Origin of the sequence: Fodinisporobacter ferrooxydans, from assembly GCF_022818495.1 — a bacterium.
Classification (GTDB): domain Bacteria; phylum Bacillota; class Bacilli; order Tumebacillales; family MYW30-H2; genus Fodinisporobacter; species Fodinisporobacter ferrooxydans.
The window spans coordinates 1,903,502-1,919,582 of the sequence record NZ_CP089291.1 but is presented as its reverse complement, the minus strand read 5'-3'; the positions used below and the strand labels follow the sequence as shown (position 1 = coordinate 1,919,582).

Annotated in this window: 13 protein-coding genes, 1 pseudogene and 1 riboswitch; of the genes and pseudogenes, 4 read left to right on the top strand and 10 right to left on the bottom strand. The window is 40.7% G+C overall.

Going from position 1 to position 16,081, the window contains the following annotated elements; all coding sequences use genetic code 11:
• Positions 1-246: 246 nt before the first annotated feature.
• A complete protein-coding gene (locus LSG31_RS09245; protein ID WP_347438998.1) occupies positions 247-2,319 on the top strand; it encodes an IS701 family transposase in 2,073 nt (690 codons plus the stop codon).
• 462 nt (positions 2,320-2,781) lie between these two features.
• Here LSG31_RS09245 and LSG31_RS23445 read toward each other — a convergent pair whose 3' ends face one another.
• Both LSG31_RS23445 and LSG31_RS23320 read right to left on the bottom strand, forming a co-directional pair.
• The gene (locus tag LSG31_RS23445) at positions 2,782-3,120 is read right to left on the bottom strand and encodes a four-helix bundle copper-binding protein (RefSeq protein ID WP_488349831.1); all 339 of its coding nucleotides are present in this window, start codon (positions 3,118-3,120) and stop codon (positions 2,782-2,784) included.
• Between the two features lie 490 nt (positions 3,121-3,610).
• A pseudogene (locus LSG31_RS23320) lies at positions 3,611-3,760 on the bottom strand (ArsB/NhaD family transporter); the annotation flags it as partial.
• A gap of 74 nt (positions 3,761-3,834) precedes the next feature.
• On the opposite strand from LSG31_RS23320, the gene LSG31_RS09235 reads away from it, so the two are divergent.
• Positions 3,835-4,056, top strand: coding sequence for a spore germination protein (locus LSG31_RS09235; RefSeq protein ID WP_347438997.1), 222 nt, complete (start codon positions 3,835-3,837; stop codon positions 4,054-4,056).
• A 265-nt stretch (positions 4,057-4,321) separates the two neighbouring features.
• On the opposite strand, the gene LSG31_RS09230 is transcribed toward LSG31_RS09235, so the two are convergent.
• Positions 4,322-4,981 carry a peroxiredoxin gene (locus tag LSG31_RS09230; protein ID WP_347438996.1) on the bottom strand — a complete coding sequence of 220 codons (660 nt, stop codon included), beginning with the start codon at positions 4,979-4,981 and terminating at the stop codon, positions 4,322-4,324.
• Positions 4,982-5,904: 923 nt separating this feature from the next.
• Positions 5,905-6,052: riboswitch (cyclic di-AMP (ydaO/yuaA leader) on the top strand.
• A gap of 2 nt (positions 6,053-6,054) precedes the next feature.
• On the opposite strand from LSG31_RS09230, the gene LSG31_RS09225 reads away from it, so the two are divergent.
• Positions 6,055-6,603, top strand: a complete 549-nt coding sequence (locus LSG31_RS09225) for a C40 family peptidase (protein ID WP_347438995.1) — start codon at positions 6,055-6,057, stop codon at positions 6,601-6,603.
• A 107-nt stretch (positions 6,604-6,710) separates the two neighbouring features.
• On the opposite strand, the gene LSG31_RS09220 is transcribed toward LSG31_RS09225, so the two are convergent.
• Both LSG31_RS09220 and LSG31_RS09215 read right to left on the bottom strand, forming a co-directional pair.
• Positions 6,711-8,915, bottom strand: coding sequence for a fused MFS/spermidine synthase (locus LSG31_RS09220; RefSeq protein WP_347438994.1), 2,205 nt, complete (start codon positions 8,913-8,915; stop codon positions 6,711-6,713).
• Between the two features lie 104 nt (positions 8,916-9,019).
• A complete protein-coding gene (locus tag LSG31_RS09215; RefSeq protein WP_347438993.1) occupies positions 9,020-9,169 on the bottom strand; it encodes a hypothetical protein in 150 nt (49 codons plus the stop codon).
• Positions 9,170-9,433: 264 nt separating this feature from the next.
• Here LSG31_RS09215 and LSG31_RS09210 point away from each other — a divergent pair, with 264 nt between their 5' ends.
• Positions 9,434-10,618: a murein hydrolase activator EnvC family protein gene (locus LSG31_RS09210; RefSeq protein ID WP_347438992.1), complete on the top strand. Its 1,185-nt coding sequence runs from the start codon at positions 9,434-9,436 to the stop codon at positions 10,616-10,618.
• Between the two features lie 141 nt (positions 10,619-10,759).
• Here LSG31_RS09210 and LSG31_RS09205 read toward each other — a convergent pair whose 3' ends face one another.
• The 5 genes from LSG31_RS09205 to LSG31_RS09185 all read right to left on the bottom strand — a co-directional run bounded on the left by LSG31_RS09205 (position 10,760) and on the right by LSG31_RS09185 (position 16,000).
• The gene (locus LSG31_RS09205; RefSeq protein ID WP_347438991.1) at positions 10,760-11,614 is read right to left on the bottom strand and encodes a 1-aminocyclopropane-1-carboxylate deaminase/D-cysteine desulfhydrase; all 855 of its coding nucleotides are present in this window, start codon (positions 11,612-11,614) and stop codon (positions 10,760-10,762) included.
• A gap of 159 nt (positions 11,615-11,773) precedes the next feature.
• The gene (locus tag LSG31_RS09200) at positions 11,774-12,586 is read right to left on the bottom strand and encodes a hypothetical protein (protein WP_347438990.1); all 813 of its coding nucleotides are present in this window, start codon (positions 12,584-12,586) and stop codon (positions 11,774-11,776) included.
• A gap of 326 nt (positions 12,587-12,912) precedes the next feature.
• Positions 12,913-15,336: a heavy metal translocating P-type ATPase gene (locus LSG31_RS09195; protein ID WP_347437603.1), complete on the bottom strand. Its 2,424-nt coding sequence runs from the start codon at positions 15,334-15,336 to the stop codon at positions 12,913-12,915.
• Positions 15,337-15,459: 123 nt separating this feature from the next.
• Positions 15,460-15,666, bottom strand: coding sequence for a copper ion binding protein (locus LSG31_RS09190; RefSeq protein WP_347437604.1), 207 nt, complete (start codon positions 15,664-15,666; stop codon positions 15,460-15,462).
• Positions 15,667-15,691: 25 nt separating this feature from the next.
• Complete coding sequence (locus LSG31_RS09185) at positions 15,692-16,000, bottom strand: metal-sensitive transcriptional regulator (RefSeq protein WP_347438989.1); 309 nt, start codon at positions 15,998-16,000, stop codon at positions 15,692-15,694.
• Positions 16,001-16,081 lie beyond the last annotated feature (81 nt).

Sequence of the window (16,081 nt, the reverse complement as noted above, 5' to 3'; positions counted from 1 at the left end):
TCGAAAAAAAAACGTATACGAGGACTTTGGACAACAATCAAAAATCAACATTGGACTTTAACAGAACCTTCCTTTAACTATGTAATTGATCCATTTTTAAAATTTCTTCTAGAAGTTGTTTATTGTATTGGAACATGCTTTTAACACTACAACGTAGTCTAAAAACGGTAGACAAACTCCTGAAATTAGTGTATGCTGAAAGCGGGATTCGGTCGTTGGGTACATCAAAGACAGGACGGATGCAGCATGTACGATTACTGGACAAACCAGCAGCCTATTGTAGGGAAGTTGAGAGACTTTCAACCTCTTTCATTCGTCTTGGTTAACGGAACCGAGGATGAAAGCGTCTGGAACCATATGGTTCGTACATGGCATTATCTTGGCTATGACAAAATGATCGGTCCCAGAATCAAGTATCTGGTGCTGTTTAAAGACATGCCTATCGCCGCAATTAGCTTTCATCGTGCTTCTTTAAAAATCGGCGTAAGGGACAGTTATTTGGGTTGGGGAGAAACTGGAAGACTTAATCTTCTCAATCATATCGTCAACAATAACCGTTTTCTCATTCTGCCTTGGATTCGCATTAAGAATCTGGCTTCTCATATCTTATCACAATCTCTTCGCCTGCTTCAGTGTGACTGGCCAAGGATTTATGGCGATCAACCCTATGCCGTGGAAACCTTCGTAGATTTCACTTGCTATCAAGGCACCTGCTACAAAGCCGCCAACTGGCGATACTTGGGTGAAACTCGCGGCTTTGGCAAAGTGGGGAAAACCTTTGTTTATCACGGCAACCGCAAAGGGGTTTTCTTTTACCTGATAAATCGCAAACTGCTGCAACTGATTTCCCAATATCCTCTGCGACCGAATCCCAATTTGGAGCGTGTGAGGGTATGGGATATGATGCTAAGTACGCCTGATTGGAGTCCGGATTTGTTTACCGAAGCCGGATTAAATGAACAATCTGTCGCCGATTTGGGATCTGCTCTGTCCGAGTACCTGAATCGCTATTCATCCTGCTTTTCTCGCAGTGATCAGCAGCAAAACGGCGAAACCTATATCAAAGGGCTGCTTAGCGACCTGGATCGCAAAAGCATCGAACCGATTGCCTTGCGGTATGAAGATGAAAAGGTAGTTCGCACGCTGCAGCTCTTTCTTAAAGACGCCCCGTGGGATGACCAGCAAATGAAGCGAACCTATCAGAGCAGGGTCTGCACTATCGCAAACGATCCAAACGGTATGATTACAATAGACGGCTCCGATTTTGGCAAGAAAGGAACCAAATCTGCAGGCGTCTGGCGACAATATTGCGGCAGCAAAGGGAAAGTCGAAAACTGCCAAGCTGGCGTATTCATCGGTTATTCCGGGATCGGCGGCTACGGTTTGCTGGACGCCAGGCTGTATCTGCCCGAGGCGTGGTTCGATGGTGAGCGCAAGGCGTACTGGTCATCATGCGGCATTCCGGAAACAACTGAGTTTCGCACCAAGCCGCAACTTGCACTTGAAATGATCCAGGAATCCGTAAAACATCACGCTTTCCAGTTCAAATGGATTGGTTGCGATGGAGCTTTCGGCTGCGATGCCGAATTTCGGAAAGGCCTGCCTGAGTCCGTCTTGTTCTTTGCGGATATCCACAGCAATCAGCGTGTATTCCGGGAACGTCCGAACTGGGCGCTGCCAGAACGCAAAGGTCGCGGGAAACCGCCAACCAAGCTGGTTCCTTCTGTTCCGGCCGTCCCGGTCTCTTCCCTTGCACAAGATGAATCTTTGCCCTGGGAAGAAATTGTATTAATGGAAGGCTCCAAGGGACCGGTGCGTACGTTGGTCAAATATTGCCGTGTTATTGAACTGCAAGATGGCAAGGATGGTGAGGAGCTCTGGCTCTATATCCGCAAGTATGAAGATGGACGGATCAAATACGCTGTTTGCAATGCTCCAGAAGACATCGACGTCCGCGAGTTGCACCATGCCGCAACCTTACGTTGGCCAATCGAGCAAAGCTTCCAAGAGTGTAAAAGCTTTCTCGGAATGGCTCATTACGAAACGCGATCCTACATAGGCTGGCATAGGCACATGTTGCTCGTGATGGTTGCGCATCTATTTGTATTGGAAGTACGCAAACAGTTTCAAAAAAAAAACGAAAACGGCGACAGCCATTCCATCTTGACAATGCGGCAAGCATTGATCCTAATCATAGCCGCGCTAACACAAGACCCGTCCGCCATCAGAAAAGCGGTACGGGATGTTGCGTATTACCAAAAATCAAACGCCAAAGCCTACCGTTCACACAGAAAAAAGCGTCATAAAAGTACCGCTTGAGTGGTCAAAATAGACTACGTTGTAGTGTTAAATATCTTTCAAATACTAATTGATTTTCTGGATTTTCATAGATATTTGGAATTCTGAGCTTAGGTTTTCAAAAAAACTACGACCGACCTAATTATTCAATAATATTTTTCAATATTTCCCAAAGCAATTTATGAAGTGCTTTGATGGAGGTTTTATTGTGCCATCTCCCTGCAATCGGCGACAGTCGTCACGGATTCAGGATCTATAATAAATGGAAATCAGGATCGATTTATATCGACTGTATATTTAAATTTCATTAGTATTGCGAATCTAATTTTTACAGCTGTATACACACAACATGTATAAAATGAAATAGACGCAACAGCACTATAGCAAGTCACGCCTACTTCCTTTTATAAAAATGGTATTTTGAAAAACAATTTGATTTTATTTGAATTGCGTTACAAGCATACGGTAAGCTTCTATTTTAAATTATGAAGCCATTTTTCGGCACTCCTCCGCACATCTACGGCACGCCTCTGCACAGCTTTGGCAAGTTGGATTTTGGTGCTTGGCGCATTCAGTTGCACATGCATCGCAAATCGTGGCACAAAGCCCGCACACTTGCTTGGCAAATTGGCTGTCTCTCGACATGAACTGTACAGCTAATTCACAGATATTAGCGCAGTCTCTGCAATGTTCCATACATTGGCTCATTTGGGAAGCGTCTGGCATGCGACAGCAAGAGGTAGCACATAGTTCGCATTCCGTAAGGCATGCTTTACAAGCATCGATGCAGGATTGATACTTCTCAATCGAAACAGTGGCCATTCCATGATTCATCTTCTTGATCTTCCTTTCTTTTATTAGTAACGAAAATAATATTCCCAAAGGGGCCACTTTTATACTTACCAATATTATATTCGAATTGTTTTTGTAACATCTACCACTTGATCGAAAAAGCAAAAAGCCAACAAATTAGGGAGTATAGAAATACTTCCCATTGTTGACTGTTTGCGCCATGACTTTCATGAAAATTAAAGTTTATATTAATCATGCTTAGTTTAATACAAGGTTAAAGAATCTGCAACAGTGATCGTAACGCTATAATTTCGATAACTTAGAGTTTAATCGCCGCTAGCCATGACGAATGGCAATATCCGTTTTTCTTCGAATTTAAACGTTTACACTTGTGCCGATATAACCGACCTGTTGATACGTGCTGTTATTCAAAAAAATGTGATACAACTGTTCCAAGCAATATAATATTTACAAATCGCTTCCCCTCGCCAAACGTGCCATATAAAATAAGGCAGACTAATCAAAAAAAGGCTGCATCCAGAATCATTGAGATTAGGATAATTGCAACAAACGCTAACGTCGCATCCCAGACGATTTTTGTTACGATCCATACATCTTCAATGTATACCATACCACTCCGACCAAGCAAGATGTTAAAAAATAAAATACAAGCGGAATAACCTTAAGTGATTCGCTTGCATAGGCTATTGTGGATTCGAAATGAATGAAATGAGGGGGATATTAATGCCTGCAATGATTGGTGCGTTTAAAGCGATTAGTATCAATATCGGTGGTATTTTACAGGTCGGAGATGCCGCTGCCATCGTTCCGAAGGAAGCAACGAAGACCTGTGCTGGATCAGGGGCGTTTAATACCGGTGATTTCGCTCTAACACAGAATTTTTTGAACAGTACAAATACAATTGATACTGATGCAAGCGATCAAAACATATCCAGTGGACTTTAAAAATTAGTCACTCACTTGTGGCAATTATCCCTAGAATCATAAAGACTCCGATGCCCAGATTCCGAAATTCGCAGATTGCTTGAGAAATAAAAATGATTTTTCACCAAATTTATTGATCTCTTTTTATCTTTTTTTAAAACAAAGGAGCGTCCTTCAGTCAGTTATGACTTTTGGACAGCCCTATATTGTGTGCATGCCTATGAGAAATTTATCAGTTAATCAACAATCTGAAACTACTCAAGGTCACTTATCTTGAAATAGACGTTTAATTCAATTTTTTAAAACGCAAATACCAGCTTCGATAATCTAATCCTTTCTCGGTCGCTTCCTCTTCTGTTTCGAAAGCACTTGGGGTAGATGGGGCTGGTACAATTACAGGTTCGCCTGGTTGCCAGTTTGCAGGAGTCGACACTTTATTTGCATCAGTTGTTTGTAAAGAGTCAATCACACGGAGAATTTCTGGAATATTCCGTCCGGCACTCATTGGATAATAGATCATTGCACGGAGTACTCCAGTATCATCAATAACAAATACTGCACGAACAGCTGCTGTTGTACTTGCACCAGGATGAATCATCCCATAGAGGTTTGAAATTTTTGTATCTAAATCTGCAATAACAGGGAATGTTACATTTGTATCAAAAATGCGTTCAATATCACGAATCCATGCTAAGTGAGCGTGAACACTGTCCACGGAAAGCCCGATTAATTGAACATTGCGTTTTTCAAATTCAGTTGCTTGTGTTGCGAAACCACCAAATTCAGTTGTACACACGGGAGTAAAGTCAGCAGGGTGGGAGAATAAAACAACCCACTTACCTTTAAAATCACTCAACTTTATTGGACCTTGAGTAGTAACTGCTTCGAATTCAGGTGCAGGTTCATTCAATCGAGGCAATGTAAATGTTTGTTCTGTTAGTGACATATAAATATTATCCTCCTTTAAAATCTTCCAATATGGATATAATATTAACGTTTTCACAATACTGTTTTTCAACTACTTTTATAGTGAAAAACTATTATTCTATCAAAATTGACTGAATCACCCTCTTGAAGAAGTGTTTTAACGGATACAATTCCGATCTGTATCAAAATTCAATTAGCCTAAATTATTAAATTGATATATGTGACTTGAATACTCAGTTATTCAGATTCTAACGCTCATTTGATTGCGTTATACAGCACTCAGGCCATGTTACCTGGCTAGTGAGCTTGATTACAAATAAAAAATGTGATGAAAGAATGATAAACTTATGAAGAAATTATGAAGCGTGTAAAACAATCATTTATACGTGGCTGTATTTGACATCCATATGATATTGGTCGATCATATCAGTAAATTTTTTTAATTTAAATTTGTAATTCTAGCTTTACACCAAAATTAGTGCTTGACTCAATTAACCTGTGAATCGCTTACGATTGCATTCAATTAAAATACCCTGGCTTAGCGATTCGATTACGAGTAAAGTAGGGGTCGGAGCTGAGACGTTTTAATTCGGTTGTAACGTCCTTCTAACGTAGCGTTAGTCCATCGCAATGATGATTTAATGATTTCTGTACTTTAGTTCCTAATCGTACGTAAACAGGTGTCAACCGTGGGAATACGAAGCTATTGCTGCAGAAAGCGATTGAGATCGTGGATTCAGCAAGTGATGGTAAAGATGTTTTACTATTTCTTAGTTAGCTATTCAATTATCAAGTACCAATCTCTGTATTAAACCCAAATCCATTTTAAGTTTTTATATTGCATTCTTCCATTCGCTAGGCTGGGTGAATTTTAATAGATAGGCTCGATCCGCCAATTCTTCCAATGTCTTTATAATGATACCGTATATATTTCATGGTATACTTCCATACATGCCGAATCCAGACAGGTAATCTGGTACGGGGGATTTTTTTGCCATGTGAATGGCTTGGGGTGAATCGTACATCGTACGTAGGGTGATCCATCATCCGAATCCGACAACTAACCTCGAAGGTAAAAGGGAGTGGATTTTTATGTTGAAAAAAGCAGTCATCAGTGTAGTATCACTTGGTCTTTTGACCCTAGCGCCGGGAATGGTAAATAGTTCGTTTGCAGCGACTACAACAGGCTTGAATGGTGCATTGCCATCAGGAGTCCGTATGGATACAAGTATTCGCCCGTTAGCATCAAGGAATGCATCCGAGCAAGCCAAAGAAGCTGCTGTTTTGAAAGTTGCGCAAAGCAAGTTGGGCACTCCATATGTTTGGGGGCATAACGAGGACCGTGGACAATTCGGATTTGATTGCTCAAATTATACCGCCTATGTATACCGTCATGCTTTGGGTTACAAAATATCAGGTGCCAGTCGCGTTCAAGCAAGCAGCGTAGGGAAACCCGTTCCAAAGAGCCAAGTGAAACCTGGCGATCTCTTAATCTTTGATAATGGTGGACACACTGGAATTTATGCTGGAAACAATCGGATGATTGAAGAAGGTGGCGGTCTGGGAAAAGTCGGATATTTATCAGTCGCGCCTGGTTCCTATTGGAATAAACATCTGACAGCCGTCAAACGAATGTTTTAAAATAAACAGTATTATTTGAATCAATCGAGGAATTGGTGATCTTGAATAAGGCTTAAAAGCAGGCTGCATAGTTGCCTGCTTTTCCTATATTAACACAAAACGTTGGCTCATTTACGTACAAATTGAAAGATCATAGAATCCGTCATCATTTCAACGGGCGCTCGATTATCAGTCAAAACTAACCCGTTACGCATTTGCTGCTCAGATATTTGTGTAACAGAATTTTGCCATTCGTCGAGAATAGGCTGGATCGAACCGGAAACTTTCATGTTACCAAGCTGATTGATATTCAGAGGATTCATAGAACCCAGTAAAACATAGTTGTATAGGCCGCGGGCTTTTAGTATATACGTGTAAGGAAAGACAGTATGAACCGTTTTTTCCATCGAAACAAGAAGCTTTGAATCTGGTGTTGTTGCATTCACATTCAGGGCAACAATCCCATCAGGTTGTAATTTGGAACGAACATCTCGGAAAAACTCGACAGTTGATAAGTGAAACGGAATATAAATTTGTTGTGAATATGCATCAACAATAATGATATCATAACGTTTGGATGTATGATTTAAAAATACGCGGGCATCCTGATTGACAATCTTCGCGTCTTCTGGTTTAAGACCAAAATATTTGTAATCCAATGGAATGATGTCGGGATCTATCTCGACACCAGTTACACTTAACTGGGGAAAAAACGGTTTATCGTATTTTGCCAAAAGTCGAGGAATTGTTCCGCCTGCAGAACCAAGCACAAGAATATCCTTAGGACGGGAAACGAGATACGGTAAAATCAGATAATCATCATAATAGTCTGTGGCGGAAAGAGCGTCGTGAGGACGGCGAATGGATTGAATGCCACCCCCTTCATTATATACCAGTGTTGTCGAACCATCCGGCTCACGAATGACTTGAGCAAACTGATATAAGGTATCTTTCGACCAAAGTACACCTTTCCCTGATTTTACCGGACCGTGAAACCAAAGATAAAAGAACACGGGAACCATTAAAAATAATGAGACAAATCTCCCCATCCTTACGTGGCGGAGTCCCCATGCACTGATTGCGATTAAAATCGCAGACCAGAAAAATAAGGTTTCCCGGGTTCCCCAAAACGGAATCGTGCCAAATGCAGTACCAAACGTGCCAACCAGACTGCCAAGTGTCGAGAAGGCGTATAATTTACCGGATATTTTCCCCACAACCTGTGGTTCTACAGCAACAAGACGAATCGCAAAAGGGCTTACCATAGCCAACAGAAACACAGGTGGCGCAAAAACAAGAAGGATTGCCAGAAATGAAATAAGTATGGTAAAAATAGGTGTTCCTAGAATCCCGGCCGATAAATAACGGAAAATAAAGTGCCCCCATAAAGGTAGTGCCGACGACCAAACACCTGCCGAAAGTGTTATCAACATTAAAATACGACCATCTGGATGGCGGTCAGCCAAATGTCCGCCAATAAAATATCCCAAAGATAGAGAAAATAAAATCAGACCAATAATATTCGCCCAAACGATCATAGATGTACCAAAATACGGAGCTAAAAATCTGGATGCGGCAAGTTCCAGTGCCATAACGGATGCACCAGTCGCCGTTACATATATATAAAGAAAAATAGTCGAATACGTGTATGTTTTCTGAGGATTATCTGAAATATCTTTCCAAAATTTGCGCATACCGGAATTCATTATTGATTTCGCCCCTTTATTTGTCACCTTTTCTCCCAGCAACTTAAACATTCTCCAATATAAAAAGCCTCCTACAAATAAGAATAGGATACCTACACTAAAATATCCCCCATATGAAGATAGCATTTGGCCAATGATTACCCAATTTCCACCTAACACATACCCTAACCCTAGGAAAAGAGCACACCACAAAAATCCACCGAAACATGCAAAAATAAGAAATGATCGAAAGCGGATCCTCGAAATTCCAGCCAAATACCCAACAAGTTGACGTATACCAGGTATAAAGTAACCCAAAGTTACAAAAAACGGACCATATTGAATATAAAACTGCTGTGTCTGTTTGATTTTCCTTTCCGATAATCGGAATTTGGATCCATATTTTTGAAGCAATGGAAGGCCATATTTTACTCCTAATGCATAACTGCCGCAAATCCCCAGAACGGAACCAAAGAACGTAACCATAAATGAAACGAGTAATGAAAGTTTTCCAAGCGATGCTTGATATCCAATAAATGTTATCAGAATTTCATCAGGTAGGGGAAGACCGACGATTCCAAGCGATAATATAAAAAACATGCCAATGTATTGAAATTGTACAACCCATGTTTCAATAATCTGTTCCATTTAATATCCCGATTCATGATAGATTTTAGTAAACAACAAACAAATTTCTGTAAAGTTCTACAAAAAGACAGGGATTACACCCTGTCATTTAAACAAAATTTTGTTTACTTTTTATTTCCATTATCCATTTGCATATTGCTATGATTTATACCTTTCATATTAGGATCCATTTTCTGATCACTTTTAGTTCCACAGCCAGTAAGAAACCCTGCTAGTATAGCTCCAACCAATACAAATGTGAATTTCTTTTTCATGCTTGAATCCCTCAACTTTATCTTAAATTGATGAAAATAGAAATCATGTTCAGCCTGTTTGTCATTTCTATTCATTAACCCGAACTTAATCTGCCATTCCCTCAAAAGTTCCCATGAATGAATCTATTCTTACTAGTTTTGATCCGAATAAAGCCATTCTAAACTACATTTTGTAGTCATTCAACAAAAATCTCAAAGGAGTTGCGAATTTTTTGTCGAAATATATACCTGCACTTTGACAAGAAAGGGGAAACAAGCTTTGTAATGAAAAAATTATATAAGTCTATTACAAGTACTGTCCTATTTTCGTTTTTGGCAACCGAAGTATTTTTCCCATCCATTTCAGCTGCTGACCAACTTCAAGATATAAAACAGCAATATCAACAAATCCAACAAAATCAATCGCAACGTCAACAACACATCAATGAATTAAAAGGTCAGGAGAACACTTTAGAGAACCAAATTTCTTCCATTGGTAGTAATTTGTTAACGATAAAACAAAAAATTTCTGATACAGAAAATTATCTCAAAAAAATGGATCAGGATATTGCTGATATGAAAAATAAAATTGCACAAAATCAAAAAGCCTTAGAATTGCAGAATGATTTGCTGAAAAAACGTATTCATGTCATGTATGAAAATGGAACAATTTCCTATTTGGATGTAATTGTATCCTCCACCAGTTTTTCTGATTTTATGGATCGATTGTCAACTTTAAGTATCATTGCACAACAGGACAAGAAAATCCTGGATCAAGTTAGGCAGAAACGACAATTACTAAACCAGCAACAGGTACAGTTGACTAACGATCAACAACAGCGTCAACAGCAATATCAACAATTGATGCTTTTAAAGCAGACGCAAGTTCAAGAGAAAAAACAGAAACAAGCTGCCCTGGTGCAGGTTCAAAATGAGCGTGTAAAAGAACAGAAAACATTAGCTGCTGACCAAGCCGCACTCGATCAGATTGCTGCACAGATCCAAACAACGATACAACAGCAATCCCAGGGTGATTCCAACACTACGCAATCCCAACAAGGGACTGGTACATGGCAATGGCCATTGCCATCCTCTCATGTTATTTCATCAGAGTATGGCTGGCGTGATTTTGGAGGCGCTAACGAGTTTCATAATGGAATCGATATTGCTGCCCCAATGAATACACCCATTACAGCAGTAGCTGATGGAGTTGTCCTGTTTGCGGGATCAGCTGCTGGCTTTGGACATTGGATCGTAATTCAACACCCAGGCGGAGTGATGTCCGTCTATGGTCATATGTACGGGAACGGATTATTCGTCAAGCCAGGCGAACGTGTCAAGGCCGGGCAAAAAATTGCGGCTGTTGGAAGTGATGGGCAATCTACCGGTCCCCATTTGCACTTTTCAGTTGCAACAGGTATTACTAACGGAAAAATGAATTATGTGAATCCTTGGAACTATTTGAAGTGATGAAAAGAAGCCGATGTTTCCTTCAAGAATTCATCGGCTTTTATTTTTTGCTTTCCATTTAATGAACCATGTTTAATCGAAAAGATTTCTACACATTTCTCATGTTGCTGTTCCATCATTAATGGTTGCTCCATTGTTCGTCTAAAGTAAACAGCCCTGCTGCGGCACCAGTATGCCAAAATAATATTTACTTTTTTTTTCAATGATTCCTGTTTCTACATAATGAAGAAGACAGGCCATCGTTTTAGCTGTGTAAACATGATCAAGTAATATACCTTCGGTAAAAGCAATTAATTTGAGAGCATGCATTCCCGCTCTAGTAGGTTTCCCATATCCTTCTCCAATAAACTGATCGTCTATATGTATAGTCAAAGGATCCACCTTACTACTATAACGTAGAAACGAGTGATCCATGTACTTTGCTCCCTCGTTGATGCAGTCGATGATCTGGTCTCTAATCTCACCAGCAGGAAGCCAAGGACTCACGCCAACCAATTTTGATTCCGATCCATGAATGAGATGCCCCATATAGATTCCTGCAAATGTGCCACCAGATCCAGTCGTGATGAATTCCCAATCAAAGTTCAGGTTCATTTTCCTTCGTTGCGATTCCAGCTCATGATACGCATCGATATATCCCAGACTACCTAATCCTTTGGAACCGCCTACAGGGATGACATATGGTCTTTTCCCTTCTTCTTTTAATTTCCGTGCCACCATATCCAATGCCTGATTCATTTCTTTTTGGTTTCCAACTTGTATATAACGTACTTCGACACCTAATAGATCATTAATAAACAGATTTGCCTTTTTGACTTCAGGTTCCCTACCATTTAACAATAGAATAGGTTTAAATCCTAATTTTATGGCGAATGCGGCAGTAATTTTCGTGTGATTCGATTGCAAACCACCCGTTGTTACAATGGTATCCGCGCCTTTTTCCTTTGCATCCGCTAGTATATATTCTAATTTTCGAATTTTGTTACCGCCGGTCACGATATCACCGTTAAATCATCACGTTTTACCCATAAATGAATATGTAATTTTCCGCTTATATTTTTCAAATATTCTAACGAGGTTGGTGTTAAAGCCAATTTTAATTTTTCTATCGAATCGATCACTTCACCCTTTTTTCAAAAATGAAAAATTCAGTACTTACTGATTGCCTTGGATTCCCATTCCAATAAAATATTCTACGGAATTATCATTTTTTGTAATAGTATTTAAATCATGACCATTCGTCTGATTCATCACGGTCAATACACTGCCAATCCCCTTGCAGTAATATGTTCTTTTAAATAAAATCGGAGTTTTTTTGCTATTAAAGTTTATGAATCGAACTTCATCAACCGCTAAACATCGATTAAATTTCGTTCCGGATATTTCAAGGTCTGCAAACCATTTTGGGATTATTTCTAGAAGGGAGTGTTGATCTAAATGAAAATCATAGTCTTTTCCTATTTGCATTTGTCCCATCAGTACAGGTTCTGAAAGACGACTCCATGATACCTCTCCTGCCGTATCAATAAAACCCACCTTGAGAATATCATGATTGTTGTGAATCGTATATAATTCATAGCTTACTTGATGATCTAACGTATGATTTGATACTACAATTTGGGTACTTTTAATAAAAACATTGTTACCTTCAACAAGCCTCTCTCCAATATATTGATTCAAAAAACGATTGCCATTTGATTCTGTTGTGAATTCTTTATACGTATCAATTGGAAAGTAACCATATGTATCAACGTTTTTATTTGTTCTGTCGATGTTCGATATACGGATAGAATCGATTGTTTCTTTTGTATCTTTTTCCTTTTTATTAGCATTATCCAAAGTTACCGGTTTATTTTTATCACTTTTCGATGGAACACCCTTTAAGAAGGTGAAAGGATTCTTATTTTCTTTCGTTGCGCTTTGCTTGGTCATATCGGCTGAAATGCCTGTAGTATTTTTACTGTTCAATGTACTTCTTGATACATTGAACAGCAAAATAAAAAAAAGGAAGAGAATGCATATGTTCGCGAAGACCCTCATAACTACTCCTCAATATTCAAATATTGCATTTCTCTAACAGTATACTACAAAATACACGGCTCGTTATCGACACACTCATACTCATGATCGAATAGTAACAGCAGGCAAACAGTGTTGTCTGATGCCTGCTTCTTTATCAAATCTTGAATTTTAGGAAACCCATTTTCCGACGCGCTTCCACACATAGTGTAGATCTTTAAAAATTCCGTTATTTACTATATTCGGATTTCGATGTATCCATTCATGGTCGACAACTAAAGTCGAACCCGTTGCAAACGCAGCGCATTTAACACGACAGATACGGAGCTGAATGCCATTGCGGCGCCGGCAATCCATGGCGCCAAAAATCCAAGCGCGGCAACCGGAATCCCGAGTGAATTATATACCAGCGCCCAAAACAGGTTTTGGCGAATATTGGTCATGGTTTTCTTGCTCATCCGAATCGCATCCGGAATGCTTTGCAAATCTCCGCGCATGATCGTGACATCGGCGGCTTCCATCGCGATATCCGTACCTGTGCCGATCGCAATCCCGATATCGGCTTTTGCAAGTGCCGGCGCATCGTTGATGCCGTCCCCGACCATCGCGACGATCTTACCTTCTTTCTGCAGTTTTTCCACTTCCGCCGCTTTTCCTTCCGGCAATACTTCCGCCCGGACATGGTCAATGCCAACCTGCTCTGCAATCGCCTTGGCGGTTCGTTCGTTATCCCCCGTAATCATATATACGTCAATTCCCAACTGCTTCAGACGCAGGATAGCCGCTTTGGATGTTTCCTTGACCGTATCCGCGACTGCCACAAATCCGGCGTAATTGCCGTCAACGGCAGCCAGCATGACCGTTTTCCCTGCCGTCTCCAGTTGTGTTTTTTGTTCCGATGCATGTTCCGAAACTTCTACTTGATAGCGTTCCATTAATTTTGTGGTTCCGACTATCACATCTTGCCCATCGATCTGAGCGCGAACTCCGAAACCTGGAATCGCTTCGAAGTCGTTGGTGTCTTTGCATATGATCCCACGGTCGGCAGCACCTGCAACTATCGCTTCCGCCAAGGGGTGCTCAGAATTTTTTTCGGCACTTGCCACAAGTGACAAAAGTGTTGATTCTTCCAGCGATTCCGGCATCACATCTGTCAGTTCCGGCTTTCCTTTTGTGATGGTACCTGTTTTATCTAATAAAATGGTATTGATCTTATGTGTTGTCTCTAAATGTTCTCCACCTTTAAACAAAATGCCAAGTTCCGCGGCTCTTCCCGACCCGGCCATGATCGATGTGGGCGTTGCAAGGCCAAGGGCACACGGGCAAGCGATAACGAGGACTGCAATTGCTTTTTCCAACGCATTCGCAAAGGCATACGGATCGACCCAAAAATACCAGATCAAAAATGTAAGCAGTGCAATCCCAACGACAATCGGAACAAAAATGCCGGAAATGACATCCGCAACCCTCTGAATGGGAGCTTTGGATCCTTGCGCTTCTTCTACCACTTTAATGATTTGCGCCAATGCTGTTTCTTTTCCAACTTTTGTTGCTTTGATTTTGATCACGCCATTTTTGTTGACGGTCGACCCAATCACCGTATCGCCCGGTTGTTTCTCCACCGGCAGGCTTTCTCCCGTCAACATCGATTCATCGATCGCAGTCCTGCCGTCGATTACCTCGCCGTCAACAGGCACTTTCTCTCCCGGGCGAACCAGCACAATATCACTCACGACTACTTCTTCGACCGGTATGTTGACTTCTTCGCCATTTCTCATGACGATTGCGGTTTTGGCTTGCAAGCCCATCAGCTTCTTAATGGCTTCGGAAGATCGTCCTTTTGCCATCGCTTCAAAAAGCTTGCCGAGAATAATCAAGGTGATGAGAACTGCGCTTGTTTCATAATACGTATCCTGCATCATGAACGGCTCGTTCAGATGAATCACGGTCATGTACAAGCTGTAAAAGTATGCGGCCGATGTCCCGAGTGCCACCAAGACATCCATATTTGCACTTTTATTGCGGAGCGCTTTATAGGCCCCGACATAAAACTGTTTGCCAATAATGAATTGCACAGGTGTCGCAAACAAAAATTGTACGAATGGATACATCAGAAACGCCGGAACCCAAAGAAACGATGTAAATGAGAAATGACTGACCATCGTCCAAAGCAGTGGCAAGGATAGGATCACAGAAACAATAAATTTTCTTTTTTGCCGCGTAATTTCTTTTTGTCTGTAGTCTTGCTGCGCATCTGACTGCTCTTCCTTCGTAACCGCTTGATAGCCAAGGTCCTCAACTTTTCGAACCATATCGGAAATGGTGACTTCCGCCGAATTGTATTCCACATGTGCCGTTTCCAACGCAAAGTTAACGGTTGCTTTCGTCACACCTGGCAATTTGTTCAATCCTTTTTCAATCCGGTTGGCGCAGGCTGCGCAAGTCATGCCGGACAATTGCAGCTCTGCAGTATCTTTGACCACTTTGTATCCCAATTGCTCCACTTTTTGTTCCATTTTTTCGAAGCTTGTTTGATTCGGGTCAAACGTCACAGAAGCCTGTTCCAATGCAAAGTTTACATTTGCATCTGTGACTCCTTCCGTCTTTTTCAGGCCTTTTTCAATCCGGTTGGCACAGGCGGCACAAGTCATGCCGGAAATCTTAAGAGTTGACTGTTTTAATGCGAGTTGTTGATCCATTGTTATCACCACACAAATAGGATACATCTTTATTAAAATACATACTTGATTGCGCATTTGCATCTTTGAAAAAAGGAGTCATTCCATCATGACTCCTTTTCAAATGATTTCCAAATCAGTTTTTTATGATTCAGCAACATCATATCCTTGATCTTCAATTGCTTCTTTTATTGCATCCAAAGTGACTTTGGATGCATCGAATTCAACAGCAACCGTTTTGTTTTCCAAACTGACCTTGCCTGTTGCTCCGGCTTTTTTTAATGCGCCTTCAATTGCATTGACACAATGATTACAGGACATGCCTTCAACATGTAATACGACTTGTTGCATGATTGTTCAACCTCCATGGCAAATGTTATTTTATTAGTTTATTCATTGTTGCTAACAATTCATCGATGACTTCATTGTCTCCTTGCTGAATCCGCTCGATTACGCATGATTTCATATGGCCTTCCAACAGGAGTTTGCCCACCGCATTGAGAGCCGATTGAATGGCTGAAACTTGGTTTAAAATATCATCACAATAAACATCTTTTTCAATCATACCCTTTACGCCGCGAATTTGACCTTCAATCCGATTTAAGCGATTCACCAGATTGGTTTTGACCTTATCGGAATGGTGACTTTTTCTTGTTGAGCCTTGCAATTCGATCGTATTCTCCATATCACTCCTCCTCGGTCTCAACGACAGTATACTATACCCATATACCGTATGCAACATAATGCTTTAGAAAATTTCTTATCA

What these genes read in the sequence shown, in the direction of transcription:
- LSG31_RS09230 (WP_347438996.1), bottom strand. Translation starts at nt 4,981, where the DNA reads ATGTCACTAACAGAACAAACATTTACATTGCCTCGATTGAATGAACCT.
- LSG31_RS09190 (WP_347437604.1), bottom strand. Translation starts at nt 15,666, where the DNA reads ATGCAACAAGTCGTATTACATGTTGAAGGCATGTCCTGTAATCATTGT.
- LSG31_RS09215 (WP_347438993.1), bottom strand. Translation starts at nt 9,169, where the DNA reads ATGAAAAAGAAATTCACATTTGTATTGGTTGGAGCTATACTAGCAGGG.
- LSG31_RS09210 (WP_347438992.1), top strand. Translation starts at nt 9,434, where the DNA reads ATGAAAAAATTATATAAGTCTATTACAAGTACTGTCCTATTTTCGTTT.
- LSG31_RS09235 (WP_347438997.1), top strand. Translation starts at nt 3,835, where the DNA reads ATGCCTGCAATGATTGGTGCGTTTAAAGCGATTAGTATCAATATCGGT.
- LSG31_RS09220 (WP_347438994.1), bottom strand. Translation starts at nt 8,915, where the DNA reads ATGGAACAGATTATTGAAACATGGGTTGTACAATTTCAATACATTGGC.
- LSG31_RS09225 (WP_347438995.1), top strand. Translation starts at nt 6,055, where the DNA reads ATGTTGAAAAAAGCAGTCATCAGTGTAGTATCACTTGGTCTTTTGACC.
- LSG31_RS23445 (WP_488349831.1), bottom strand. Translation starts at nt 3,120, where the DNA reads ATGGCCACTGTTTCGATTGAGAAGTATCAATCCTGCATCGATGCTTGT.
- LSG31_RS09195 (WP_347437603.1), bottom strand. Translation starts at nt 15,336, where the DNA reads ATGGATCAACAACTCGCATTAAAACAGTCAACTCTTAAGATTTCCGGC.
- LSG31_RS09245 (WP_347438998.1), top strand. Translation starts at nt 247, where the DNA reads ATGTACGATTACTGGACAAACCAGCAGCCTATTGTAGGGAAGTTGAGA.
- LSG31_RS09185 (WP_347438989.1), bottom strand. Translation starts at nt 16,000, where the DNA reads ATGGAGAATACGATCGAATTGCAAGGCTCAACAAGAAAAAGTCACCAT.